The sequence below is a fragment of the Brevundimonas basaltis genome, assembly GCF_014202075.1.
GTDB lineage: Bacteria > Pseudomonadota > Alphaproteobacteria > Caulobacterales > Caulobacteraceae > Brevundimonas > Brevundimonas basaltis.
Genome location: NZ_JACHFZ010000001.1, coordinates 335,129 through 358,647, shown reverse-complemented (window position 1 = coordinate 358,647; position 23,519 = coordinate 335,129). Strand labels below are relative to the sequence as shown.

Genomic DNA, 23,519 nt, shown 5'->3' with positions numbered 1-23,519 from the left:
CCATCGTCGCCGCCATCCGCCCAGGACCGCTTCCCCATGATCTCCATGTTCCGCAATTTCGCGAAGTCGAAGTGGGCGCTCGGCCTCTTGGTCCTTATGGTCATGGGTCTGCTGGTCACGGGCGGCACCCAGACGGATGTGCTGGGCAGCCTGCAGCCGCCAAAGGTTGTATCCGCCGGCGATCGAAGCCTCAGCCCGCAGGAGTTCCGGGCGGAAATGGATCGCCGGTTGCAGCAGGTCCAGACGCAGGAGCGCCGTGCGATCACCTATGAGGAACTGCTGGCCCAGGTGCCGCTGGCGTCGATCCTGAAGGGCCAGGCGGACGAACTCGGCTTTTTCAGCTGGGCCTGGAAGACCGGCATCCGGCCCGGTAACGAACTGGTCCTGCGCATCATTCGGGCCGAGCCCGCCTTCTTCGATCCGGTCACCCAGCGGTTCAGCGAGCAGGCGTATGCCTCTGCGCTGGCGCAGAACAAGATGACCGCGGCGTCCAACGAGCGCGATATCCGCGATCGCTACATGGGGCTGCACTACGCGTCGGCGTCGACGGCCGGCCTGCGGCTGCCGCGCGTCTACGGCGCCCTCTACGCCAACCAGACCCAGCAGAGCCGCGACGCGCGCTGGTTCGTCCTGACCCAGGCGATGGCCGGAACCGCGCCGCGCCCGACCGACGCCCAGCTGACCTCGTTCATGAGCCAGCACGCCTCCGAGCTCCGGACGCCGGAGCTGCGGTCCGGCACGCTGGTGGTCTTCGCCAATCCGACCGACCAGAATATCCAGATCAGCGAAGAGAAAATCCGGGCGCGCTACGAGTTCCGCAAGGACGCCCTGTCGACTCCCGAGCGTCGGACCTTCACCACTCTGGCGGCGCCGACCCGCGCAGCCGCCGACCGCATCGCCGCCGCTCTGCGGGCCGGCCAGACCCCGGCGGCCGTAGGCGAGGCCAACGACCTGCAGCCGGCGAATTACACCGAGACGCCGCGCAGCGCGATCGGCGACCCGGCCGTGGCCGCCGCCGTGTTCGGCCTCGGCGAAGGCGAGGTCTCGGCCCCGATCCAGGCCCGCGTGGGCTTTGTGGTGGCCAAGGTCACCGCCATTCAGCCGGGCCGCGAGGTCACGCTGGAAGACGCCCGCGACGAGATCGTCACGGAACTGCGGGGTCAAGAAGCGCGCGGCGCCGTCGCCCGCCGGGTCGAAGCCTTCGAGACGGCCCGCCGCGGCGGGAAGAGCGTCGACGAGGCGGTCCGCGAAGTCGGCGCCATGGCCGTACCCATCCCGGCGGTGAGCCGCGAGGGCAAGACCGAAAACGGTCAGCAGCTCAACGTCCCGGCCCCGGTGCTGGAGGCCATGTGGAAGCTGACGGAAGGCCGCGCCAACGAGCCCGTCGGCCTCGGCGAAGGTCAGTATTTCGTGGTTCGCGTCGACAAGGTGACGCCCCCGGCCATGCCCTCGCTCGACAGCGTCCGGGAGATGGTGACCCAGGCCTGGACGGCCAGTGAAAACGTCCGGCTGCTCTCGGCCCGCGCCGACGCCCTGGCCGAGAGGCTCAGGGCCGGCGAAGACATCGCCGCCGTAGCCGCCTCGGTCGGTGCGAAAGTCGTCACCAACACCGGCCTGAAGCAGGAGCAGGACACGATGGACCGGCTGGGCCGGGGCGTGGTGAGCGGCGTGTTCAACGGTAAGAGCGGTCAGGTCTTCTCGCAGCCGCAGTCTGCCGACAGCATGGCCATCGGCCGGATCGACCGCATCTCGGCTCCGACCGCGGTCGTGGTCGCCGAGGAGGCGCAGCAGTGGCGGGCTCGCATCGGCGCCCAGGCCGGCGACCCGTTCCTGGCCGCCAGCGTCTCGGCGGCCGCTGAGCGGATGAACGCGACGTATAATGAGGACCTCGCGCGCCAGGCCCTTGGACTGACCGAGACGCCGGCGACGCCGGCCGGACAATGAGTTCGGGCGCCGGCTCGCCGTGGCCGGCGTTCGAGGCGGGCTGGGCCGCCGACCGCGCCCAGGTCGTGGTGCGGCGGCTGGTCGACGACCTCGAGACCCCGGTCTCGGCCTTCCTGAAGGTCGGGCACGGGCGGACCCATGCTTTCCTGCTGGAGTCGGTGGAGGGCGGCGCGGTCAACGGCCGCTATTCGATCATCACCCGCGAGCCAGACGTGGTCTGGCGCTGCCGGGACGGACAGGCGGAACTGGCGCGGGGGCCGGACGCCGCGGTCTTCGAGGTCGAGCCGGGTGATCCCCTGGCCTCGCTGCGCCGCCTGATCGCGGCCTCGCGTCTCGACCTGCCGGACGACCTGCCGCCGATGGCCGCAGGGCTGTTCGGGGTGTTCGGCTACGACATGGTCCGGCTACTCGAGCCGCTGGGCGAGGCCAATCAGGACCCGCTGGACCTGCCCGACGCAGTCCTGACCCGGCCGGCCCTCGTGGCGATCTTCGACTCCGTGAAGCACGAGATCGTGCTGGTCTCCGCCGCCTTCCCCGACGGCGGCGCGTCGGCCCCGGACGCCTATGCGGCGGCCCTGCTCCGGCTCGATGCCTTCGAGGCGGACCTGCGCCGGCCCCTGCCCGCCCTGCCGGCACCCGTCGAGGCCCCCGCTCCGCCGTTCGCTTCGCCGGTCGACGAGGCTGCGTTCGGGAAGATGGTGGCCCGGGCCAAGGACTACATCGCCGCCGGCGACATCTTCCAGGTGGTGCTCAGCCACCGCTTCGCCGCGCCATGGGACGGCGACCCGTTCGCCTTCTATCGCTCGCTGCGCCGGCGCAATCCGTCGCCCTATCTGTTCTTCCTCGATTTCGGCGACTTCCAGCTGGCCGGATCGAGCCCGGAGATACTGGTGCGGCTGAAAGACGGGCGGGTCACCATCCGCCCGCTGGCCGGAACCCGGCCCCGCGGTGAGACGCCGGAAGCCGACCGGGCGCTGGAAGCTGAACTGCTGGCCGATCCGAAGGAGCGGGCCGAGCATCTGATGCTACTCGATCTGGGCCGCAACGACGTCGGTCGCGTCGCCGCGCCGGGCACGGTTGAGGTCACGGAGAGCTTCAAGGTCGAGCGCTACAGCTCTGTCATGCATATCGTTTCCGATGTGCAGGGTCAGGCCGATCCGAAGCTGGACGCGGTCGACACCCTGCTGGCCGCCCTGCCCGCCGGCACCCTGTCCGGCGCGCCGAAGGTGCGGGCCATGGAGATCATCGACGAGCTCGAGGGCGAGAAGCGCGGCGTCGGCTACGGCGGCGGCGTCGGCTATATCTCGGCCGGCGGCGAGGCGGACATCTGCATTGTGCTCAGAACCGCCCTGTTCGCCGACGGCAAGATCCATGTCCAGGCCGGAGCGGGCGTCGTCGCTGACAGCGATCCGGCCGCCGAATTCGCGGAGACCAAGGCCAAGGCCCGGGCCCCGATGGGGGCGGCGGAGGACGCCTGGCGCTATCCGTTCGGGAACAGCGGTTGAGCCACCGGCGGCTCCTCGAAGCGGACGCCCGGCCCGAGAACCATCACTCCGGCCATCAGCACGGCGGCCATGGCGGCCAGCGCCGCTGACGCCAGCATCGCCCAGGCGTTCCCCGAACGCGCCGCCGGTGGACTGAGCAGATCGCGGGCCTTGTCGATTGTGGTGTCTGCCATGGAACCCCTCCGGCCTGAGACCCCCAGTTCGCCGGATCATGGTTAACGAAGACTTACCCGCAGGACTGCTTGGCGCGCCGCCCCGCACCCCCTAGAAGCCGAAGCATGATCCTCGTCGTCGACAACTACGACAGCTTCACCTGGAACCTGGTCCACTACCTCGCGGAACTGGGCGCTGAGACGCGCGTGGTGCGCAACGACGACCTGACGGCGGCCGAGGCCCTGGCGCTGAAGCCGGACGCCCTGCTGCTGTCGCCGGGGCCGTGCACGCCGAACGAGGCCGGGATCTGCCTGGCTCTGATCGAAACCGCGCCACAGGACATGCCGATCTTCGGAGTCTGCCTCGGCCATCAGGCGATGGGTCAGGCCTTCGGCGGCGACGTGATCCGCGCCAAGGCCCTGATGCACGGCAAGACCTCGCCGATCGAGCATGAGGGCAAGAGCGTGTTCCGCGGCCTGCCCTCCCCCTTTACGGCGACGCGCTATCATTCGCTGGCGGTGAAGCGGGAGACCCTGCCGGACGTGCTGGAGGTCACCGCCTGGACCGCCGACGGCGAGATCATGGGGCTGGCGCACAGGACGCGGCCGATCCACGGCGTGCAGTTCCATCCCGAATCGATCGCCACTGAGCACGGTCACGACCTGCTGGCCAACTTCCTCGATCTGGCGAACATCAAACGCACGGCGATGGTCTGAAATGGCCGACGGCTTCAAACCCCTGCTGGCCAAGCTGGTCGACGGCCAGGTGCTGTCGGACGCGGAGGCTCACGCCTTCTTCGCCGCCTGCCTGAGGGGCGAGCCGACCCCGGCCCAGGTGGCGGCGGCGGTCACCGCCCTGCGCATCCGCGGCGAGACAGTGAGCGAGATCGCCGCCTTCGCCGGGGCGATGCGCGAGGCGGCCCTGACGCTGGATCACCCGTATGAGGTCATCGACACCTGCGGCACTGGCGGCGACGGGCAGCACACCTTCAACATCTCGACGGCGGCGGCGCTGGTTCTGGCCGGCGCGGGGCTGAAGGTGGCCAAGCACGGCAACCGGGCCCTGAGTTCGAAGTCCGGGTCGTCGGACGTGCTGGCGGCCCTGGGGGTCAATCTGGCGGCCACGCCGGCGCAGCAGCTGCGGGCGCTGGACCGGGCCGGCATCGCCTTCCTGTTCGCCCCCGCCTACCACGGAGCGATGCGCCACGTCGGGCCGGTGCGGGCCGAGATCGGTTTCCGGACGGTGTTCAACCTGTTGGGGCCGCTGTCCAATCCGGCCAATGCGAAGCGGCAGGTGATGGGGGTCTATGACCCGCGCCTGCTGGAGCCGCTGGCCGAGGTGCTGGGGCGGCTGGGCGCCGAGCGGGCCTGGACGGTGCACGGTCGGGGCCTCGACGAACTGACCACCACGGGCGAGACCGAGGTGGCGGAGTGGAAGGACGGGGCGGTGCGCCGCTTCACGGTCACGCCGGAAGACGCCGGCCTGGCGCGCGCCGACATCGCCGACATCCGCGGCGGCGACGCCGAGGAGAATGCGGCGGCGCTGGGGGCGCTGCTGGACGGGGCCAAGGGGGCCTATCGCGACATCGTGTTGCTGAATGCGGCGGCGGCGCTGGTTGTGGGCGACAAGGCCACCGATCTGGCCGAAGGCGCGGCGCTGGCGGCGGCGGTGATCGACGACGGCCGGGCCGCGAAGGCGCTGGCGGCGCTGGTCGAGGCGACCAATACCGACATCGAGGACGAACCCGCGTGACCGACGTGCTGGAGCGGATCGCCGCCTACAAGCGCGAGGACGTGGCGGGCCGCAAGGCGGCGCTGTCGCAGGACGCCGTCGAGGCGCGGGTTAGGTCGGCGTCGCCGCCGCGCGGCTTCCGGGCCGCGTTGGAACGGCGGCTCGCGGAGACGGGCCGTCCGGCCCTGATCGCCGAAATCAAAAAGGCCAGCCCGTCCAAGGGTCTGATCCGCGCCGACTTCGACCCGCCGGCGCTGGCCCGCGCTTATGAGCGCGGCGGGGCGTCCTGCCTGTCGGTGCTGACCGACGGCCCCAGTTTCCAGGGCGACGACGCCTTCCTCGGTCAGGCGCGCGAGGCGACCGCCCTGCCCTGCCTGCGCAAGGACTTCCTCGTCGACCCGTGGCAGGTGGCCGAGAGCCGGGCCTTGGGCGCCGACTGCATCCTGATCATCCTCGCCATGATTGATGATGTCGTCGCGGGCGAGTTGTTCGCCGAGGCGGAGCGGTTCGGCATGGACGCCCTGATCGAGACCCACGACGAGGCCGAAATGGCCCGCGCCTGCCAACTGGGCGGCGATCTGGTCGGGATCAACAACCGCTCGCTGCGGACCTTCGAGGTCGATCTGGCGGTGACGGAGCGGCTGGCGCCGATGGCCCCGGCGGGGGCGCTGCTGGTGGCGGAAAGCGGCATCTTCACCTCTCCGGACGTGGCGCGGGTGTCAGAGGCGGGGTCCAGGGCGATCCTCGTCGGCGAGAGCCTGATGCGGCAGGCGGACGTCGAGGCCGCGACGCGGGCGCTATTGGGATGAGGGGAATGCCGATCGCGCATCGGAGCAGAACCGGTGCAATCCCCATGGTCATCTTCCTTCTCGTTGGAAGCGCCTTTCCGTGGTTCGCCGTTGTAGAGGCCGGAAGCGTCTTCGAGGCCCTGGCGACCGACTCGCGCCCGTTCTTGCTGTTGATCGCCCTCGTGGCTTCGCCTTTCTGTATCCTGATCGTACTTTGGGCGCTGTGGCGGATGTTTCGCTGGAAGCGGATCGCCATCTTTGTCGACGGTGGTCACCTTTGGCTGGCGAACCGAATGCGGCCGCTTCCACTGGAATCAGGGGCCACCTTCGAGCTGTCCGAATCTGACCCATTTCTCCCCGGCCTGAGGGCCATACCTTATGTTTCCATGGTGGGGCACCTGCGGACGTGGAAGTATCCCCTGCCGAAAACTACCGAAGCCCCGAGTGAAATCCTCGACAGGTTGAGGGACCACATGATCCGGCTCGACGCGTCGCTGAGGTCTGGCGGGCGGTAACCGGACCTTAACCGGAACAGCACAGGAACACCTTGTGGACGTTTGCGGTTTGTTCCGCTAGCGTTCCCGCAACGGGATTCGCCGCCGAGGTTGCCAATGCTCACGCGCAAACAGCACGAACTGCTGATGTTCATTCACGAACGGATCAAGGAGACCGGCGTCTCCCCGTCGTTCGACGAGATGAAGGAGGCGCTGGATCTGGCGTCCAAGTCGGGCATCCACCGGCTGATCACAGCGCTGGAGGAACGCGGCTTCATCCGCCGGCTGGCGCACCGGGCGCGAGCGCTGGAGGTGGTCAAGCTGCCGGACCAGGCCACGGCGGGCGCGCCGCGCGGCCGGGCGGGATTCACCCCGGGCGTCATCGAGGGCGGCGGACGGCCGCAGGCGGTCGAAGCGGCCAACGACACCCGCGAACTGTCGCTGATGGGCAAGATCGCCGCCGGCACGCCGATCGCCGCCATCGAACACGAACAGGCCCGCTATCCGGTGCCCGAGGCCATGCTGGGCGCCGGGGAACACTATCTGCTCGAGATCGAGGGCGATTCGATGATCGAGGCCGGGATCCTGAACGGCGACATGGTCATCATCAAATCGGCGGATACCGCCAACTCGGGCGAGATCGTCGTGGCCCTGGTCGAAGGCGAAGAAGCCACGCTCAAGCGGCTGCGCAAGAAAGGCGCCTCGATCGCGCTGGAGCCGGCCAACCGGAACTACGAGACCCGCATCTTCGGACCGGACCAGGTCGAGGTGCAGGGCAAGCTGGTCGGCCTTATCCGCCGCTATCACTGACGCTCCAAGGCCGGTCGCCGCGCATCTCGGCCGACCAGACCGCCCGCCAGCGGTTGTCGGTCGCCGACCCCTCGCGCCACAGCTCGACCGCGCCGCCGCGGGCGTAGTCCACACCGTCCAGCACCAGCCGCCCGTCGCATGAGTCCGGCAGAACCGTGACAGGCGCGCGGACGCTGACCACGGGCGCCGACCGGCACAGGACGTCCAGCTGCTCCGCCGACGGCGCGCGGCGGCCCCACCACAGGGCCAGCGGACCGGCGTTGGGCGTATCGGGCGTGCAGGAGAAGCGGGTGCAGGTCCAGCCCTCGGCCGGTCGCTCGACCGGTGCGACTCCCCGCCGCCGCGACCAGACGTCGACCGCGAATTGACGCACCGCCGCCCGGGCCACGACCGCCTCCCCCGCCTCGACCCAGGCCGCCTGCGTCCCGCCGTCGCCGATCCACAGGTCAGGCGTCGGCGCGCGGGGCCACAGCATCACCGCCGCCGCGAACGGCAGGCCGAACCAGCGCAGGGGTCCGCGCCACAAACAGCAGAACAGCACCCCCAGAAAGGCGATGGGCAGGACATAGTCGGGGGCGCTGGCGATGGTCCGCACCGCGCCCGGCAGACCCGCCGTCCAGGTGCCGATGGCCAGCATCGCCTCGATCCCTCTCGCCGCCAGCCACAGGAAGGGCGCGCCGAGACCCAGCGGCTCCAGCAAGGCTCCGAGCGCCAGCGCCGGCATGATCAGAAAATCCGCCACCGGCGCCGTGGCCAGATTGGCGAGCAGACCGTACATGGCCGTCCGGTTGAAATGCTGCATGGCGAACGGTCCGGTCGCCGCGCCCGCGACCAGACTGGCGAGAATGGCTCCACCGACCCAGACACCGCCGCGCTGGACCATCAGAATGGGCCATGGCGCCGAAATCTCTTTCGGCCGGCGCGGCCAGGCCTCGACCAACGCAACCAACGCCGCCGTCGCGGCGAAGGACATCTGGAAGCCGGGCGTGACGATGGCTTCGGGCTGCAGCAACAGGACCACGAAGGCGGCGACGGCCAGCGCGTGCATGGTGATAGCCTGCCGGTCCAGCAGGATGGCGAGGAAGGCGATGGAGGCGGTGATCGCCGCCCGCTCGGCCGGCGGCGGATGGCCCGAAATCACCAGATAGCCGCCGACCGCGAGCAATCCGGCCCAGGCCGCGACCTTCTTGCCCGGAACGCGCAAGGCCAGCCACGGCCAAGCCGCGACCAGCAGGCGCACGAGGAAGAAAACGAAGCCGCCGACCACGGCCATGTGCAGGCCCGAGATCGACAGGATGTGGGCCAGGCCGGAGTTACGCATCACCTCGACCTCGACCGGGTCCAGCCACGACTCGTGTCCGGTGGTCATCGCCGCCGCCACGCCGCCCGCCCGCTCGCCCTGCCGGGCCACGATCCGGCGGGCGAGGTCATAGCGGACGCCATTGACCCACATGGCCAGGCGGAGCTCCCATGACGGCTCGGGCAGGTATGCAGGGCGGGCTTCACCGAGGCCGAAGGCGACGCCGCCCATCGACTGGAAATACGCATTGCGGCCGAAGTCGTAGGCGCCGGGGCTGGCCGGAGCCGGCGGGGGGTTGAGGATGGCGTAGAGGCGCACCGCCTCGCCCGGCTCCGGCGCCCGCCCCCGCACCGTGGCCCGCAGCCGCTCCGGCGTCTGTTCGGGAGGCAGGCCCCGGATACGCACGGGCGCGATGATCACTCGGGGTCCGGCGGCGCCGGGGCTGTCGACGTCCATGACCCAGCCCTCGACCACGGTCGGCTCGGACAGGGCGGGAGCGATCGGCACCGCCACCGCGTCGGTGCGCAGCTTGGCCACCGCCAGACCGAGTGCGAAACAGGCCAGCAGCATCAACGGCAGGGTCAGGAGCCGGGCCATCCCCGCCCGTTTCGCGCCAAGCCAGGCGGAGGCGGCCAGCAGGGCGGCGATCAGCAGCGGCCACGACGGTGGCTCGGCCTTCAGATAGAAGTAGGCGGCGCAGCCTCCGCCCATGGCCACCGGGGCCCACAACCGCCAGCGCAGGGCCTGGGCCAGCACCTGGGCGCGCAGAAATCCGGCCAGTCGCGTGGGGAGACTGTGCACGGGCGGAGCGGGCGGTATAACGCCCGCCATGACCTCCGCCTCCACATCCGCGCCCGAAGTCGTCACCCGCTTCGCCCCCTCGCCGACCGGCTTCCTGCACATAGGCGGCGCTCGCACTGCACTTTTCAACTATTTGTATGCAAGACGGCACAACGGGCGGTTTCTGGTCCGGGTGGAAGACACGGATCGCGAACGGTCCACCGACGCGGCGGTCAAAGCCATTTTCGACGGGCTGAGCTGGCTGGGCCTGTTCGCTGACGATGAGCCGGTGTTCCAGCACGCCCGCGCGGACCGCCATCGGGAGGTCGCGAACATTCTGCTGGAGACGGGCCACGCCTACCGCGATTTCCTGACCGCCGAGGAGACCGGCGCCCTGCGCGACGCCGCCAAGGCCGAGGGCCGCGCCTTTGAGTCGCCGTGGCGTGACCGCACGCCGACCGTCGATGACCTTTCCAAGCCGCACACGGTGCGCTTCCGGCGCCCGACCGACGTGCCGGTGGTCGTCGAGGACGCGGTGCAGGGACAGGTGCGCTGGGAATCGGCCTCGCTGGACGATCTGGTCATCCTGCGCTCGGACGGCGCCCCGACCTATAATCTGGTCGTGGTGGTCGACGACCACGACATGGGCGTGACCCATGTGATCCGCGGCGACGACCATCTGAACAACGCGGCGCGCCAGAGCCTGATCTACGACGCCCTCGGCTGGACCCGCCCGACCTTCGCCCACATCCCGCTGATCCACGGGCCGGACGGGGCCAAGCTGTCAAAGCGGCACGGCGCCCAGGCGGTGCATGAGTACGCCGAGATGGGTTACCTGCCCGAGGCGATGCGCAACTATCTGGCCCGGCTGGGCTGGGCCCACGGCGACGACGAGCTGTTCTCCGACGAGCAGGCGACGGCGTGGTTCGATCTGGATGGCGTCGGCCGCGCGCCCGCCCGCCTGGACTTCGACAAGCTGGCCCACGTCAACGCCCACTGGATTCGGCTGGCCGACGACGACCGGCTGGCCAAGCTGACGCTGGACGTGCATCTGGCGCGCGGACATGCCCTCGGGCCTGACGACGAGGCGCGCCTGACCCGGGCCATTCCGTTCGTGAAGGACCGGGCCAAGACCGCGCTCGAGCTGGCGGATCAGACTGAATTCGTTCTCAAGACTCGCCCGATCGCCATCGAAGGCAAGGCTCGTGACACCCTGGCCGGGGAGGCCGGCGAGCGGATCGGCCGGCTGCGCGACCGGCTGGCGCTGTTCGAAAGCTGGGACGTCTTCGCTCTCGAGGTGGAGCTCAAAGCCTTCGCCGAAGAGGAAGGCGTCGGCTTCGGCAAGATCGGTCCCGCCGCCCGCGCGGCCCTGACCGGCGGCTCGGCTTCGCCCGACATCGCCCGCACCCTGTCGGCTTTGGGGCGTGAAGAAAGCCTCGGGCGTTTGAATGATGCGCTGCAACAGACTATCTGACTTTCACATCGAACTGCGACCCGCCGCCTCCCTCGCGCGAGGCCGCCGTCTGACCAAGGGGATTCCATGACTGAACTCGCCAAACCCGCCGGCTCGGCCACCCTCACCTACGGCGACAAGTCCGTGGAATTGCCGGTTCTGGCGGGCTCGACCGGCCCCGACGTGATCGATATCCGCAAGCTGTATGGGGCCACGGACGCCTTCACCTACGATCCCGGCTTCACCTCGACGGCGTCGTGCGAAAGCGCCCTGACCTATATCGACGGCGACAAGGGCGTGTTGTTGCACCGGGGCTATCCGATCGACCAATTGGCCTCGAAGTCGAATTTCGTCGAGGTTTGCCACCTGCTGCTGCACGGCGAACTGCCGACCGCCTCCGAATATGAGGCGTTCGAGCGCAGCGTGACCATGCACACCATGCTGCACAGCCAGTTCGACCGCTTCTTCGAGGGCTTCCGTCGCGACGCCCACCCGATGTCGATCATGGTCGGCACCGTCGGTGCCCTGTCGGCCTTCTATCACGACAGCCTGGACATCCATGATCCGGTCCAACGCAACATCTCGGCCATCCGCCTGATCGCCAAGATGCCGACCATTGCCGCGCGCGCCTATAAATATCACGTCGGCCAGCCCTTCGTGTCGCCGCGCAACGACCTGAACTACGCCGAGAATTTCCTGCGCATGTGCTTCGCCGTTCCGGCCGAGGACTATGTGGTCAATCCGGTGCTGGCCAAGGCCATGGACCGCATCTTCATCCTGCACGCCGATCACGAGCAGAACGCCTCGACCTCGACCGTCCGCCTGGCCGGTTCGTCGGGCGCCAATCCGTTCGCCTGTATCGCCGCCGGCATCGCCTGCCTGTGGGGCCCGTCGCATGGGGGCGCCAACGAAGAAGCGCTTAACATGCTCAAGGAGATCGGCACCCCCGATCGCATCCCGGAGTTCATCGAGGGCGTGAAGGCCAAGAAATACAAGCTGATGGGCTTCGGCCACCGGGTTTACAAGAACTACGACCCGCGCGCGAAGGTAATGCAGGAGAGCGCCCACGAGGTGCTGGAGGCGGTCGGCGATCCGAACGATCCGCTGCTGCAGGTGGCCCGCGAACTGGAACGGGTGGCGCTCAACGACGAATATTTCATCGAGCGCAAGCTGTTCCCGAACGTCGACTTCTATTCGGGCATCACCCTGTCCGCGATGGGCTTCCCGACCTCGATGTTCACGGTGCTGTTCTCGCTGGCCCGCACCGTCGGCTGGATCGCCCAGTGGCAGGAGATGATCGGCGATCCGACCCAAAAGATCGGCCGCCCGCGCCAGCTCTATACCGGCCCGACCGAGCGCGATTTCGTGCCGATTCAGAACCGCGGCTGACGATCCCCGGGTCGCGGCCGTCGGTCGCGAAATCGAGGCTTATGTTACAGTATTTCACATGGTACCCGTGACGACACAGCGTCTCCGGGGAGTGAAGTCGTGCGCAGCAAAGGTCTCCAAATTCGCAAGCTGCTGGGGTGCTCCGTCGCCGCCAGCGTTCTCCTGACGGCCGCGGCCGCCGCCGCCCAGGAGGCGCCGATCGTCCAACCGGGCGCCCCCGGCCAGGCCAGCCGCACGCTGGAAGGCCGTGAGGCCTCCCGGATCGCCGACAACCGCTACTCCGACGACGACGTGAAGTTCATGCGGGGCATGATCCTGCATCATGCCCAGGCCGTCGCCATGGCGGACCTCGTCGCCGACCGCACGAACACCCAGGCGGTCAGGGACGTCGCCGGCCGCATCGACGCTTCCCAGGCCGACGAGATCGAGTTCATGCAGACCTGGCTGCGCGAGCGCGGCGAGGCGGCGCCGGAGCCGGGCCACGGTCACGTCATGACGGGCATGGATCACTCGGCCCACGGCGCCCACGACATGCCGGATCACGCCGGGATGCCGGGCATGGCCACGCCCGAACAGATGGCGGCCCTGGCCGCCGCCCAGGGTCCGACCTTCGACCGCCTGTTCCTCGAGCGCATGATCGCCCACCACGAGGGGGCGGTCCAGATGGTCGCCGACCTTCTGGCGAGGCCCGGCTCGGCCTACGATCCGGTGCTGTACCGCTTCGTCAACGATGTGACCAACGAACAGCAGGCCGAGATCAAGCGCATGGCCGCCCTGCTGCGCGAAGGCTCGCCGGATCCCCGGACGAATCTCCGGGCCGGATTCCGCGACGCCGGTCAGGCGGCCAGCAATATGGAGCTGATTGCCAGCCTGCCGAAACCGCCCGGCTTCTTCGATCCCACCAATCCCGAGGGCCTGCCACCCCGGGCGCCCGCCGCCGACGCGGGGTCCGGCGGCGAGGCGCGCCCCGGCGCCGGGGATCAGTCCAGCCGGCGCTCGCCCTTCCTCAGCTTCTCCAACACCGACATGGCCTTCTCGGGAGATCTCCTAGCCGCGGGCAACTATCACGGCGTCAACCTTTATCGCCTCGGCGCCGACCCCGAGCCGCAACTGATCAGCTCGATCGTCTGCCCGGGGGGGCAAGGGGACGTGTCGATCGTGGGCGACCTGATGTTGATGTCGGTGGAGTCCACCAACGGTCGGGTCGATTGCGGCCGCGAGGGCGTAGGGCCGGGGCCCAGCCCGGACCGGTTCCGCGGACTCCGCATCTTCGACATCTCGGACGTGACGCGACCGGTGCAGGTCGGCCAGGTTCAGACCTGCCGCGGCTCTCACACCCATTCGGTAGTGTCCGCGGACGCCGAGCGGCTGATCGTCTACAACTCGGGCACGGCGGGCGTTCGCGACGAGCGGGAACTCCCCGGCTGCGTCGCGGGCCTGCCGGGTGATCCGCGCACCGCCCTTTTCCGGATCGACGTGATCGAGATTCCGCTGGCCGACCCGTCGCGGGCCCGCATCATCGACAGCCCGACGGTCTTCGCCGACGAGACGACCGGCGAGATCGCCGGCCTCTGGAGGGGCGGCGACCATGGCACGGGCACCCAGACCACCAGCCGCACCGACCAGTGCCACGACATTACCCTGTTCCCGTCGAAGAACCTCGCGGGCGGCGCCTGTTCGGGCAACGGCATACTGTTCGACATCTCCGACCCCCGCGCGCTCCGGCGGATCGACGCGGTCACCGACACCGGCTTCGCCTACTGGCACTCGGCGACCTTCAACAACGACGGCACCAAGGTGCTGTTCACCGACGAATGGGGCGGCGGCGGCCGGCCGCGATGCCGCGTCCAGGACCCGCGGACCTGGGGCGCCAACGCCATCTACGACATCGTCGACGGCAAGCTGGTCTTCCGCAGCTACTACAAGCTGCCGGCCGCCCAGACCGACCTCGAGAACTGCGTCGCCCACAACGGCTCGCTGATCCCGGTCCCGGGCCGCGACCTGTTCGTCCAGGCCTGGTACCAAGGCGGGCTTTCCATCAGCGACTTCACCGACTCGTCCAATGTTCAGGAGATCGCCTATTTCGACCGCGGCCCGGTCAACGCCGACCGGGCGAGTCAGGGCGGCTACTGGTCGGTTTACTGGTACAACGGACGGATCTACGGGACTGAGATCGCGCGCGGGCTCGACGTGTTCAACCTGCTGCCCAGCGAACATCTGACGGAAAACGAGATCGCCGCCGCGAAGATGGCGGTTCAGGGCGAGACGGTGAACCCACAGCAGCAGTTCCCCGTCACCTGGCCGGCCCATCCGGTCGTGGCCCGCGCCTATCTGGATCAACTGGCCCGCGACAACGCCCTCCCGGCGGAGATGATGGGCCGCATCGTCGCCGCCCTCGACGCGGCGGCGCCGTTGGTCGACAGCGGCGGGCGCGACGCCGCCGTGGCGCGCTCCCTGAACGCCCTGGCCGGGCAAGTCCGCATTTCGGGCGCCGACCAGACGGCGAAGCGGATGGCGGGGCTGAAGGACACGCTGTCGGGCATCGCCGCCCGCGTCGGCTGATCCTCGGGGAGGTCTCGCCGTCCGGCGGGAGCCCTATCCCCGACGGGCGGCGACGACCCTGAGCACCGCGTCCGCGGCGATCTCGGACGGGTCGCGCCCTCCCCGGCCCATCAGGTCCAGGGCGGCGGTCTGGCGCGCAGCCTGTTCCGCGCGGCGCTCGGGGTCGGCCAGCAGACCGGCGACTATCGCCGCCACCTTCTCCGGCGTCGCGTCGTTCTGGATCAACTCCTTCGCGATCTCCGTGTCCGCGGCGTGGTTGAACAGGGTCGCGTATTTGCCGGTGAAAAATGGCTTCATGATCGCGTAGCTCAGCGGCTGGAACCGGTAAGCGATGACCATTGGCGCGCCCGCCAGTGCCAGCTCGGTGGATACCGTGCCGCTGGTGGCCACGGCGACGGTGGCGGCTTTCATGGCGGAGTATTTCTCCGCCTCAGGCACCAGATGGGCGCGGAACGGCCAGGAGGCGACCTCGGCGGTGACCAGGTCAGCCACCGCGCCGGCGGCCACAACGGCGACCTCCAGACCTGAATGGGCCTTTTTCAGCCGGGCCACGGCGGCCTCGTAGATCGGGGTCATCAGGCGGATTTCGGAACGGCGGCTGCCCGGCAGGACCAGTATGAGGGGAGCAGCGGGCGCGATCCCGCGCGAGCTCCGGAAGGCGGCCGGGTCGGCGCCGCTCATGTCGACGTGAAGCGCCTGGGAGCCGACGACCGTGGTCTCCAGACCCTCCCGCTCGAACCACGGCGCATCGAAGGCGTACAAGGCCAGCAGGTGGTCGACCGACGCTGCAAGAGTCTTGGCCCGACCGGGCCGCGAGGCCCAGACCTGCGGCCCCACATATTTGATCAGGGGCGTATCCGGCAGGACGGCGCGAATGGCCTTGGCCACACGGATGGTGAACCCCCAGCTGTCGATCAGCACCACGGCGTCCGGCCGTTCGGCCGCGGCGAGGGCGGCGGTGTCGGCGACGCGGCGCTTGACCACGCCATAGGCCTTCAGCCCCTCCAGCCAGCCGAGGACCGAGAGGTCGGTGATGTCGAACGGGCTGGCGACGCCCTCCTCCGCCATGCGCAAACCGCCAACGCCGACGAAGGTTACGTCGTCGCCAAGGCGCGCCTTCAGTGCTCGCGCCAGACCTCCCCCCAGCGCATCTCCCGAGGCCTCGGCGGCGACCAGCATGATCTTCAGCGGTCGGCTCACCGCGTCTCGCCCCAAACGAACAGGCCCAGGCGATCGGCCGCCTCGACGATGGCAGGATGGTCGATCAGGATCAGTTTGCCGGCGACGCCGCCCACCCCGGCCAGCCCGGCGGCCGCGGCTAGCTCGATCGTTCGGGCCCCCATCACCGGCATGTCCACGCGCAGGTCCTGGATCGGCTTGGGCGCCTTGCCGAGAGCGCCCTTGCGATCCGCTGCGGAGCCGCGCAGGTCCGCGGGCAGGCCCGCGACCCGGGCCAGCATGGCGTCGGTCCCCTCTTGAGCCTCGACCGCGAGCACCAAGCCGTCGCACACAACCGCGCCCTGCCCGATATCAAGTTCCCCGGCCTTTTCCGCGACATGCAGAGCTTTCTTCAGATCGGCGATCTGAGCCGGTGTCGGCGAAAAAGCGCCCAGAGCGCCGGCCGGCAGGGTCTCGCCGCCGAGGATGTCGTCGGCGCCCTCGATGACGTAGCCCTCGGCTTCGAACACCGACAGGATCTTGCGCAGCAGGGCATCGTCGCCCTTGGCCGCCTCGGCGATGATGCCCGGCAAAAGGGTCATGCCCTTGAAATCCGGCTTCAGCGACTTGAAATCCGGTCGGTTGACCGTTCCGGCGAAACAGACGGCGTCGCACCCGGCCTTCTTCAGCGCCGACAGAACTCGACCGATCTCGGCCATGCCGGCGTCGACCCCGGGATAGCGAGCCAGATGCGGGTCGGCGAAGCCGGCCAGACGGATCACGAACACCGGCCGTCCTTCAGCCTCGCAACGGCCGGCCACGGACACCGGGAGGGCCCCGCCGCCGGCGATCAGACCCAGCTTGCTCATCGGCCCGGCCTTCTCACTCGCCCGGCAGGCAAAGCGGACGTTTGCCGTCCTCACGGATGAACACGACGATCTCCATGATTTCGGGCAGGTCGGCGTACGCCGCCGCCGCCGCGTCGATCCGCTCGGCGAAGGTTCCCCGGCCCTCGAACAGTTCGCGATAGGCCGCCAGCAGTCGCCTGATCGCATCCTTGCCGTAGCCCTTGCGCTTCAGCCCGATCAGATTGAGCCCGTGCAGGCGCGCGTGGTTCCCCCAGGCCGAACCGTAAGGGATGACGTCGCGGGTCACCGCCGCCAGCCCGCCGACGATGGCGCCCTGCCCCACCCGCCCGTTCTGGTGCACGGCCGCAAGCCCCCCGAGGAAGACCCGGTCGCCGATCCGGGCGTGGCCGCCGAGGGTGGCGTTGTTGGCCAACACGACATTGTCGCCGACAACGCAGTCGTGGCCGATGTGCGCGCCGGTCATGAACAAGCCGTTGGACCCCACCCGCGTCACGCCTGCGCCCTGCGGGGTGCCGCGGTTGAAGGTCGAGTGTTCGCGGATCAGGTTGTCGGCGCCGATCTCCAGCGTGACCTTCTCGCCCCTGTAACCGCCGTGCTGCGGGTCCCCGCCGATGACCGCGAACGGGTGGACCACGGTGCGCGCGCCGATCAACGTGTCCTGCTGGACCACGACGTGACTGACCAGACGCACCCCCTCAGCCAGGACGACGCCCGGGCCGACAGAACACCATGGCCCGACCTCGACTCCGTCCGCTAGCCGGGCGTCGGCGTCGACGATGGCGGTGGGATGGATGCTCACGAAGCAGCCGACTGGTCGACGGTGACCATCATGGCGGCGAAGTCCGCCTCGGCGGCCAGCTTGCCGTCGATGAAGGTCTCGCCGCGGAATTTGAAGATGTCGCCGCGCTGCTTCGTCACCACCACCTTCATACGCAGCTGGTCGCCGGGCCGGGCCGGCTTGCGGAAGCGGACGCCGTCGATCGACATGAACATGATGATCTTGCCCTCGACGGCGACATCCATGGTCTTGGACATCATCAGCGCGCCGGTCTGGGCCATCGCCTCGACGATCATCACCCCCGGCATCACCGGATCGATGGGGAAATGGCCGGGGAAAAAGGGCTCATTATGGGTAACGTTCTTGATCCCCGTGATCGAGGTTCCGGGTACGAAGTCCTCGGCCTTGTCGACAAGAAGAAAGGGGTAGCGGTGCGGCAGCCGCCGCATCACCTCGGCGTAGTCGATCGTCGCCCTCACGCCCTCTGCATCAGTCATTTCCGGCCTTTCCTGCACGCGCCTTTCCGGACGCCTGTTTGGCGAGCCAGACGGCTTCACGCAAGAACTGTCGCAGGGGTTTCGCCGGATAGCCCGACCAGGTTTCACCCGCCGGGATGTCCTGCAGGACGCCAGCGCCGGCCGCGACGCGGGCCGCCTCGCCGATACTCAGATGGTCGCCGACACCGGCCTTCCCGCCGAACATAACCCCGTCCCCGACAGTCACCGAACCCGACAGGCCGGTGTTCGCCGCCAGCAGGCAGTTGCGCCCGATCACGCAATTGTGGCCGATCATGACCAGGTTATCGATCTTGGTGTTCTCGCCGATCACCGTGTCGTCGTAGGCGCCGCGGTCGATGCAGGTGTTGGCGCCGACGCTGACGCCGTCCTGAAGGATCACCCGGCCCAATTGGGGAACATCGATCGGACCGCCGCGGGATCCGGCCGCTCCGAAGCCGGGTTCGCCGATTCGCGCGCCGGACAACAGACGGACCCGGTCGCCGATCAGGGCGAAACCGACGGTGACGTTGGATCCAATGACGCAGTCGCGGCCGATCTGCACGCCCGGACCGATGACGGTGTTGGCGCCGATGCGGCTGCCTCGACCGATCCGGACGCCGTCGCCCAGGATCACGCCGGGCTCGACCACGACCGAGTCGTCCTCGGCCGCCTGCTCGACGGTGAGCGAGGCTGACAGCGGGATCGGGCGATGGAACAGAAGAGACGCCCGCGCCCACGCGGCTTGGGCCTCCGGCGAGACGATGACGGCCGCGCCGGCGGGAACAGCCTCGAGGGCGGACGCCGGAACGATGACGCAGCCGGCGCCGCTTTCGGCAAGGGCGGGCAGGAAGCGCCGGTCGCCCAGAAAGGCCACGTCGCCTTCACTGGCCGTCGGAAGCGGCGCAACGGCGGAGACCGTCCGGTCCCCGCCGCGCAAGATTTCGCCGCCGATACGCTCCGCGAGCGCGCCGACCGTCAGGGACGGCAGTCGCTCGAAGAAGCGCGCATCGGGGCCTCGGCCCATGTTACTGGGCCGGTTGGGCCGGAACCGGCATGCGCGAGAAGGCCGGCAGCGACGGCAGGGCGGCGTTCAGCCGCTGGATCGCGGCCTCGGTGATGTCCATCTGGGGGTTGGCGCGGAGGACACTGTCGGCGGTCAGCAGGATGCCGCAACCCCGCTCGGCGTAGAGCGCCGCGAGGATCGGGTCGACGGCCTGGTCGATCTGCCGCTGTTGATAGGCCAGGGTGTAGCGCAGTTCGGCGGTGCGGGTCTGGCGCAGGCCTTCGAACTCACGGTAGCGGGCTTCGAGCGCCTGGGCGCGCTGCTGAAGCTGGTCCTGCGGGATACTGGCCTGGCCCTGTTGCAAGGCCTGGCCTTCGGTCTGGATGAACTGCTCGTACGGAGCCAGCTCAGCCTGGACTTCCTGTTGCAGGCGCTGCACGCCGGCGACCAGCGACTGGCCGGCGGTCGACTGGGCCGTCAGGCGGTCGTGGTGATAGATGCAGACGCCCGGGATCGCCGGGCCGAAGTTCTGGGTCTGCGCGGCGGCGGCCGAACCGGCCAGCATGGCGACGGCGAAGGCGCCGAAAGCGAGGGTTTTCATGGTACTGCCTTTGATCGGGCGGAGCGCCCGAAAGTTAGAACTGCGTTGAGGTCGAGAAGCGGAAGGTCTCGGTCTTGTCGTACTCTTCGCTGCCGAGAATGTGACTGAGGTCGAAGCGGATCGGGCCCATCGGCGAACGCCAATGGATGCTGACGCCGGCGGACGCGCGCAGCTCAAGTTCATCGACGATGCGTGTGCTGGGCGTGCCGTCGGGGTTGAGCGTATAGCGGTCGTCCAGCATGCCGACCGTACCCACGTCGGTGAATAGCGATGTGCGGATGCCGTATTCTTCCGGGAGACCGTTCGGGACTGTCAGTTCCATCGTGCCGATGACATAGAAATTGCCGCCGAGGGCGTCCGTGGTCAGGGTGTCACGCGGACCGATGCCGGCGGTTTCGAAGCCGCGGAAGCTGTTGCCGCCCTTGAAGAAGCGGTCGTTGATCCGGATCGGATCTCCGCCCCAGCCGGACACATAACCGGTCGACGCCGAGGTGCTGACCACCCAGTTGGGCGTGATGCCCCAATAGGCCGACACCTCGGCCTCGGTCTTCACATAGTTCACGTCGCCGCCGATGCCGGCGAAGTCCTGGATCATGCGGCCGGTCCAGCCGCGGGTGGGCCGGATCGGATCGTTACGACGGTCGACGTAGAGGGTGTAGCCGGCCGAGGAGTTGATGAAAGACCCGACCTGATCGCACAGAGCGTTGGAACCGCCGCCGAATCCGTTGCAGAAATTGTTGGGAACGATGATCTCGTCCGCCTTGAGGAAGTAACGGGTGCTGAGAAGCGTATAGGCGTTCAACGGATAGGACAGGCGCACGCCGGCGCCGGTTGAGCGGTAGTCGTACGACGAATATTCGCTCAGGTCGTACCGCGAGTGGAAGGCGTCGAAACCGGCGCGCAGGTCGCGGCCGAGGAATTTCGGCTCGGTGAAGCGGAAGTCGATCTGCTGGCGCAGCGAACCCCATTCGATGCGGGCGACGACGTTCTGCCCGCGACCGCGGAAATTCCGCTCCGTGACGCCCAGATTGACCACGAAGGAATCGACCGAGCTGAAGCCGGCGCCGACCGACAGCTCCCCGGTCGGCTGCTCCTCCACCGTGACGTTCACCACCGAGCGGTCGGGCGCAGATCCTCGCGCCTCCTCGACCTTCACGTCCTTGAAGAAGCCAAGGCCGCGGAGGTTGTTGCGCGACCGCTCCAGCAGGGTGCGGTTAAACGCGTCGCCCTCGGTCAGCATCATCTCGCGGCGGATAACGTTGTCCAGGGTGCGGGTGTTGCCGATCACATTGATCCGGTCGACGTAGACCCGCTGCCCCTCGCGGACGTTGAAGGTGACGTCGACGGTGTCGGTTTCCGGATCGGCCCGGTACGACGGCTCGATCTCGACGAAGGCGTACCCGGCGGAGCCGGCCGCGAAGGTCAGGGCGTCGACGGCCGACTCGATCTTGTCGCTCTCGTAGAGCTGGCCGGTCCGGATCGGGAGCAGCAGCTTGAGGAAGTCCGGGTTCAGCCGGTCGTTCTCGGTCACCACGTCGACCTTGCCGAAATTGTAGCGGTCGCCCTCGTCAAGGGTGATGGTGATGCCGAAGGCGCGATCGTCGGGAGCCAGCTCAGCAATCGCCGACAGCACGCGGAAATCGTAATAACCGCGGTTGGTGTAGAATTTCCGCAGCTGTTCCCGGTCGTAGTCGAGCCGGTTCGGATCATAGTTGTCGTTCGAGCCGAAGATCTGCCACCAGCGCGACTCCTTGGTGACCATGACCCCATGCAGGTCGCCGTCCGAGAAGGCGGTGTTGCCGAGGAAGGTGATGGCCCGCACGCCGGTCTCCGGCCCCTCGTCGATCTCGAAGATCACATCGACCCGGTTCTGGTCCAGCTGGACCAGCTTGGGGGTCACGGTGGCCGAGATACGGCCCGACAGGCGATACAGTTCGACGATCTTGCCGACGTCCTCCTGGACCCGGGCCCGGGTGTAGATGCCGCGGGGACGCAGGGTCACCTCCTCGCGCAGCTTGGTCTCGCTGATCGCGCCGTTCCCCTCGAACACCACCTGGTTGATGATCGGATTCTCGACGATCTCGACGATCAGGTCGCCGTTGGGCTGCACGCCCAGCTGGACGTCCGCAAACAACTGGGTCCGGGTGAGGGTGCGAACCGCGACATCCAGCACGGCCGGCGTGATCGTGTCACCCGGCTGGATCGGCAGGTACGACAGGACGGTGGTCTGGTCGATGCGCTGGTTGCCGCGCACCAGGATGCGATTGACGACAGCCCTTTCCTCCTGGAGCGCCGGCGGGGTCTGCTGGGCGGGCGCGGCCTGCGCCGCCTCCGGCGCCGGAGCGATCTGGGCCAGCACCGGGCCGGACAGGCCGGCCGCCACCACAAGGGCCAACAGGCTCGGGCTCACGGCACGGGCGAAACGAAGGGCGGACGCGTCTTGTCGGATCATGCGGGAAACCATCGGGGGCTGGCGTCGGCTCATCATGCGAGCCCGCCGAGGAATTTGAACAGGCTCAGCTTCTGCAGGTCGTTCCAGGTGGCGAACAACATCAATCCCGCCAGCAAAGCAAGGCCAACGCGATATCCGACCTCCTGAACCCGCGCCGGAACTGGCCTGCGCGCAACAGCTTCATAGCCGTAGAACAACAGGTGTCCGCCGTCGAGGACCGGAATCGGCAGAAGATTGACGATCCCAATTCCAATCGAAACGAGAGCGGCGAAGCTGAGGAAGGTCAGGGCGAGATTGGCGGCCATCCAGCCGGGATCGGGGTTGGCGGCGACGGCCAGCTGCGTCACGCCCCCGGCGGCCTTGGCGATTCCAATGGGACCGTTCAGCAGATCGCCGGATTCCTTGCCCATGAAGATGCGGCCGATATAGGTCGCGGTGGTTCCAATCGTCTCGCGGATGGTTTTGACGCTCTCGCCGGCCGCTTCCAACGGGTTCAGGCGGCGGAAACGGTAATCCGAGGGGACCATCGCCCCCATGGACAGGCCGATCCGGGCGATGCGCACACGGCCGGCGATCTCGTCGTCCACAAGCACGCGCTCGGGCGTCGCCGTCAGGGTCACCGGTCCGTTCGCGCGCTCAACGGTGAATCGCATCGGGTCGCCGGCGCTCATCATCACGAGCCGGGTCACATCGGCGCCCTCGACGACCGGCCTGCCGTTCACGGCGGTGACGAGATCTCTCGGCTGGAAGCCGGCGGCCGCCGCCGGCGAGCCCGCGGTGACCTGAACGACGCGAGGCGCCTCGATGCGCTCGCCGACCACGGTGAACAGGGCAGTGAACAGCACCAAGGCCAGCAGGAAGTTGGCCGCGGGGCCCGCCGCCACGATCAGGGCGCGCTGCCAGATCGGCTTGAAATGGAAATAGTCTCGCTCGGCGCCGGGACCCTTCTCGGCGATCACGCGCTGGCGTAACTCGGCGAGGCCCGCCTCATCCGGCACGCTGGACGGGTCGAGGTCGCCGGAGAATTTGACGTAGCCGCCGAGCGGCAACCAGGCCATCCGCCACTCGGTGCCGCGGCGATCGACCCGGCTGACGATGGTCTTGCCGAAGCCGATCGAGAACCGGTCGACTTTCACGCCGAAGGCCCGCGCCACGAGAAAATGTCCCAGTTCGTGGATGGTGACGATGAACGTCAGCACCAGCAGGAACGGGACGATGTAGAGCAGCGCCTGGCCCAGAAAGCCCGTCATGC

Annotated in this window: 20 protein-coding genes; 10 read left to right on the top strand and 10 right to left on the bottom strand. The window is 68.6% G+C overall.

What is annotated here, in order from left to right:
• Window positions 1–36: 36 nt before the first annotated feature.
• Both HNQ67_RS01890 and trpE read left to right on the top strand, forming a co-directional pair.
• On the top strand, window positions 37–1,944 hold the full coding sequence (locus HNQ67_RS01890; RefSeq protein WP_183251806.1) for a peptidylprolyl isomerase: 1,908 nt from the start codon (window positions 37–39) through the stop codon (window positions 1,942–1,944).
• Window positions 1,941–3,449: an anthranilate synthase component I gene (trpE, locus tag HNQ67_RS01885; protein ID WP_183251804.1), complete on the top strand. Its 1,509-nt coding sequence runs from the start codon at window positions 1,941–1,943 to the stop codon at window positions 3,447–3,449. The genes HNQ67_RS01890 and trpE overlap by 4 nt, the downstream gene beginning before the upstream one ends.
• Here trpE and HNQ67_RS01880 read toward each other — a convergent pair.
• Window positions 3,425–3,622, bottom strand: a complete 198-nt coding sequence (locus tag HNQ67_RS01880; protein ID WP_183251803.1) for a peptidoglycan-binding protein — start codon at window positions 3,620–3,622, stop codon at window positions 3,425–3,427. The genes trpE and HNQ67_RS01880 overlap by 25 nt on opposite strands.
• A gap of 105 nt (window positions 3,623–3,727) precedes the next feature.
• On the opposite strand from HNQ67_RS01880, the gene HNQ67_RS01875 reads away from it, so the two are divergent.
• The 5 genes from HNQ67_RS01875 to lexA all read left to right on the top strand — a co-directional run bounded on the left by HNQ67_RS01875 (window position 3,728) and on the right by lexA (window position 7,425).
• Window positions 3,728–4,318 (top strand): anthranilate synthase component II, encoded by a 591-nt coding sequence (locus tag HNQ67_RS01875; RefSeq protein WP_183251802.1) that lies wholly within the window; start codon window positions 3,728–3,730, stop codon window positions 4,316–4,318.
• A 1-nt stretch (window position 4,319) separates the two neighbouring features.
• Window positions 4,320–5,354 (top strand): anthranilate phosphoribosyltransferase, encoded by a 1,035-nt coding sequence (gene trpD / locus HNQ67_RS01870; protein ID WP_183251801.1) that lies wholly within the window; start codon window positions 4,320–4,322, stop codon window positions 5,352–5,354.
• Complete coding sequence (gene trpC / locus HNQ67_RS01865) at window positions 5,351–6,142, top strand: indole-3-glycerol phosphate synthase TrpC (RefSeq protein ID WP_183251800.1); 792 nt, start codon at window positions 5,351–5,353, stop codon at window positions 6,140–6,142. Before trpD ends, trpC begins: the two co-directional genes overlap by 4 nt.
• Before the next feature lie 44 nt (window positions 6,143–6,186).
• The gene (locus HNQ67_RS01860; RefSeq protein WP_183251799.1) at window positions 6,187–6,636 is read left to right on the top strand and encodes a hypothetical protein; all 450 of its coding nucleotides are present in this window, start codon (window positions 6,187–6,189) and stop codon (window positions 6,634–6,636) included.
• A gap of 96 nt (window positions 6,637–6,732) precedes the next feature.
• Complete coding sequence (lexA, locus tag HNQ67_RS01855) at window positions 6,733–7,425, top strand: transcriptional repressor LexA (protein WP_183251798.1); 693 nt, start codon at window positions 6,733–6,735, stop codon at window positions 7,423–7,425.
• Here the strand turns inward: lexA and HNQ67_RS01850 are convergent.
• Window positions 7,406–9,526, bottom strand: coding sequence for a ComEC/Rec2 family competence protein (locus tag HNQ67_RS01850; RefSeq protein ID WP_343054781.1), 2,121 nt, complete (start codon window positions 9,524–9,526; stop codon window positions 7,406–7,408). The genes lexA and HNQ67_RS01850 overlap by 20 nt on opposite strands.
• 28 nt (window positions 9,527–9,554) lie before the next feature.
• On the opposite strand from HNQ67_RS01850, the gene gltX reads away from it, so the two are divergent.
• From gltX to HNQ67_RS01835, 3 genes are all read left to right on the top strand, one after another.
• A complete protein-coding gene (gltX, locus tag HNQ67_RS01845; RefSeq protein WP_183251796.1) occupies window positions 9,555–10,979 on the top strand; it encodes a glutamate--tRNA ligase in 1,425 nt (474 codons plus the stop codon).
• A 66-nt stretch (window positions 10,980–11,045) separates the two neighbouring features.
• Window positions 11,046–12,347 carry a citrate synthase gene (gltA, locus tag HNQ67_RS01840; protein WP_183251795.1) on the top strand — a complete coding sequence of 434 codons (1,302 nt, stop codon included), beginning with the start codon at window positions 11,046–11,048 and terminating at the stop codon, window positions 12,345–12,347.
• Window positions 12,348–12,446: 99 nt separating this feature from the next.
• Window positions 12,447–14,909 carry a DUF305 domain-containing protein gene (locus HNQ67_RS01835; protein ID WP_221247689.1) on the top strand — a complete coding sequence of 821 codons (2,463 nt, stop codon included), beginning with the start codon at window positions 12,447–12,449 and terminating at the stop codon, window positions 14,907–14,909.
• Window positions 14,910–14,942: 33 nt separating this feature from the next.
• On the opposite strand, the gene lpxB is transcribed toward HNQ67_RS01835, so the two are convergent.
• From lpxB to HNQ67_RS01795, 8 genes are read right to left on the bottom strand one after another with little or no spacing between them, the layout of a single operon-like run.
• Window positions 14,943–16,109: a lipid-A-disaccharide synthase gene (lpxB, locus tag HNQ67_RS01830; protein WP_183251794.1), complete on the bottom strand. Its 1,167-nt coding sequence runs from the start codon at window positions 16,107–16,109 to the stop codon at window positions 14,943–14,945.
• Window positions 16,106–16,936 carry a UDP-2,3-diacylglucosamine diphosphatase gene (gene lpxI / locus HNQ67_RS01825; RefSeq protein ID WP_183251793.1) on the bottom strand — a complete coding sequence of 277 codons (831 nt, stop codon included), beginning with the start codon at window positions 16,934–16,936 and terminating at the stop codon, window positions 16,106–16,108. The genes lpxB and lpxI overlap by 4 nt, the downstream gene beginning before the upstream one ends.
• Window positions 16,937–16,949: 13 nt before the next feature.
• A complete protein-coding gene (gene lpxA / locus HNQ67_RS01820; RefSeq protein ID WP_183251792.1) occupies window positions 16,950–17,735 on the bottom strand; it encodes an acyl-ACP--UDP-N-acetylglucosamine O-acyltransferase in 786 nt (261 codons plus the stop codon).
• The gene (fabZ, locus tag HNQ67_RS01815; RefSeq protein WP_183251791.1) at window positions 17,732–18,211 is read right to left on the bottom strand and encodes a 3-hydroxyacyl-ACP dehydratase FabZ; all 480 of its coding nucleotides are present in this window, start codon (window positions 18,209–18,211) and stop codon (window positions 17,732–17,734) included. The genes lpxA and fabZ overlap by 4 nt, the downstream gene beginning before the upstream one ends.
• Window positions 18,204–19,235, bottom strand: coding sequence for a UDP-3-O-(3-hydroxymyristoyl)glucosamine N-acyltransferase (gene lpxD, locus HNQ67_RS01810; protein WP_183251790.1), 1,032 nt, complete (start codon window positions 19,233–19,235; stop codon window positions 18,204–18,206). Before lpxD ends, fabZ begins: the two co-directional genes overlap by 8 nt.
• Before the next feature lies 1 nt (window position 19,236).
• Complete coding sequence (locus HNQ67_RS01805) at window positions 19,237–19,815, bottom strand: OmpH/Skp family outer membrane protein (protein WP_183251789.1); 579 nt, start codon at window positions 19,813–19,815, stop codon at window positions 19,237–19,239.
• Between the two features lie 34 nt (window positions 19,816–19,849).
• Complete coding sequence (gene bamA / locus HNQ67_RS01800) at window positions 19,850–22,267, bottom strand: outer membrane protein assembly factor BamA (protein WP_183251788.1); 2,418 nt, start codon at window positions 22,265–22,267, stop codon at window positions 19,850–19,852.
• A gap of 32 nt (window positions 22,268–22,299) precedes the next feature.
• The gene (locus tag HNQ67_RS01795; RefSeq protein WP_183251787.1) at window positions 22,300–23,517 is read right to left on the bottom strand and encodes a M50 family metallopeptidase; all 1,218 of its coding nucleotides are present in this window, start codon (window positions 23,515–23,517) and stop codon (window positions 22,300–22,302) included.
• Window positions 23,518–23,519 lie beyond the last annotated feature (2 nt).

Bases quoted from the DNA above. Each gene is read 5' to 3' on its own strand.
- trpE (WP_183251804.1), top strand. From the start codon at position 1,941: ATGAGTTCGGGCGCCGGCTCGCCGTGGCCGGCGTTCGAGGCGGGCTGG.
- lpxD (WP_183251790.1), bottom strand. From the start codon at position 19,235: ATGGGCCGAGGCCCCGATGCGCGCTTCTTCGAGCGACTGCCGTCCCTG.
- HNQ67_RS01875 (WP_183251802.1), top strand. From the start codon at position 3,728: ATGATCCTCGTCGTCGACAACTACGACAGCTTCACCTGGAACCTGGTC.
- gltA (WP_183251795.1), top strand. From the start codon at position 11,046: ATGACTGAACTCGCCAAACCCGCCGGCTCGGCCACCCTCACCTACGGC.
- HNQ67_RS01805 (WP_183251789.1), bottom strand. From the start codon at position 19,815: ATGAAAACCCTCGCTTTCGGCGCCTTCGCCGTCGCCATGCTGGCCGGT.
- HNQ67_RS01795 (WP_183251787.1), bottom strand. From the start codon at position 23,517: ATGACGGGCTTTCTGGGCCAGGCGCTGCTCTACATCGTCCCGTTCCTG.
- HNQ67_RS01890 (WP_183251806.1), top strand. From the start codon at position 37: ATGATCTCCATGTTCCGCAATTTCGCGAAGTCGAAGTGGGCGCTCGGC.
- lexA (WP_183251798.1), top strand. From the start codon at position 6,733: ATGCTCACGCGCAAACAGCACGAACTGCTGATGTTCATTCACGAACGG.
- gltX (WP_183251796.1), top strand. From the start codon at position 9,555: ATGACCTCCGCCTCCACATCCGCGCCCGAAGTCGTCACCCGCTTCGCC.
- HNQ67_RS01880 (WP_183251803.1), bottom strand. From the start codon at position 3,622: ATGGCAGACACCACAATCGACAAGGCCCGCGATCTGCTCAGTCCACCG.
- lpxI (WP_183251793.1), bottom strand. From the start codon at position 16,936: ATGAGCAAGCTGGGTCTGATCGCCGGCGGCGGGGCCCTCCCGGTGTCC.
- fabZ (WP_183251791.1), bottom strand. From the start codon at position 18,211: ATGACTGATGCAGAGGGCGTGAGGGCGACGATCGACTACGCCGAGGTG.
- HNQ67_RS01860 (WP_183251799.1), top strand. From the start codon at position 6,187: ATGGTCATCTTCCTTCTCGTTGGAAGCGCCTTTCCGTGGTTCGCCGTT.
- trpD (WP_183251801.1), top strand. From the start codon at position 4,320: ATGGCCGACGGCTTCAAACCCCTGCTGGCCAAGCTGGTCGACGGCCAG.
- bamA (WP_183251788.1), bottom strand. From the start codon at position 22,267: ATGATCCGACAAGACGCGTCCGCCCTTCGTTTCGCCCGTGCCGTGAGC.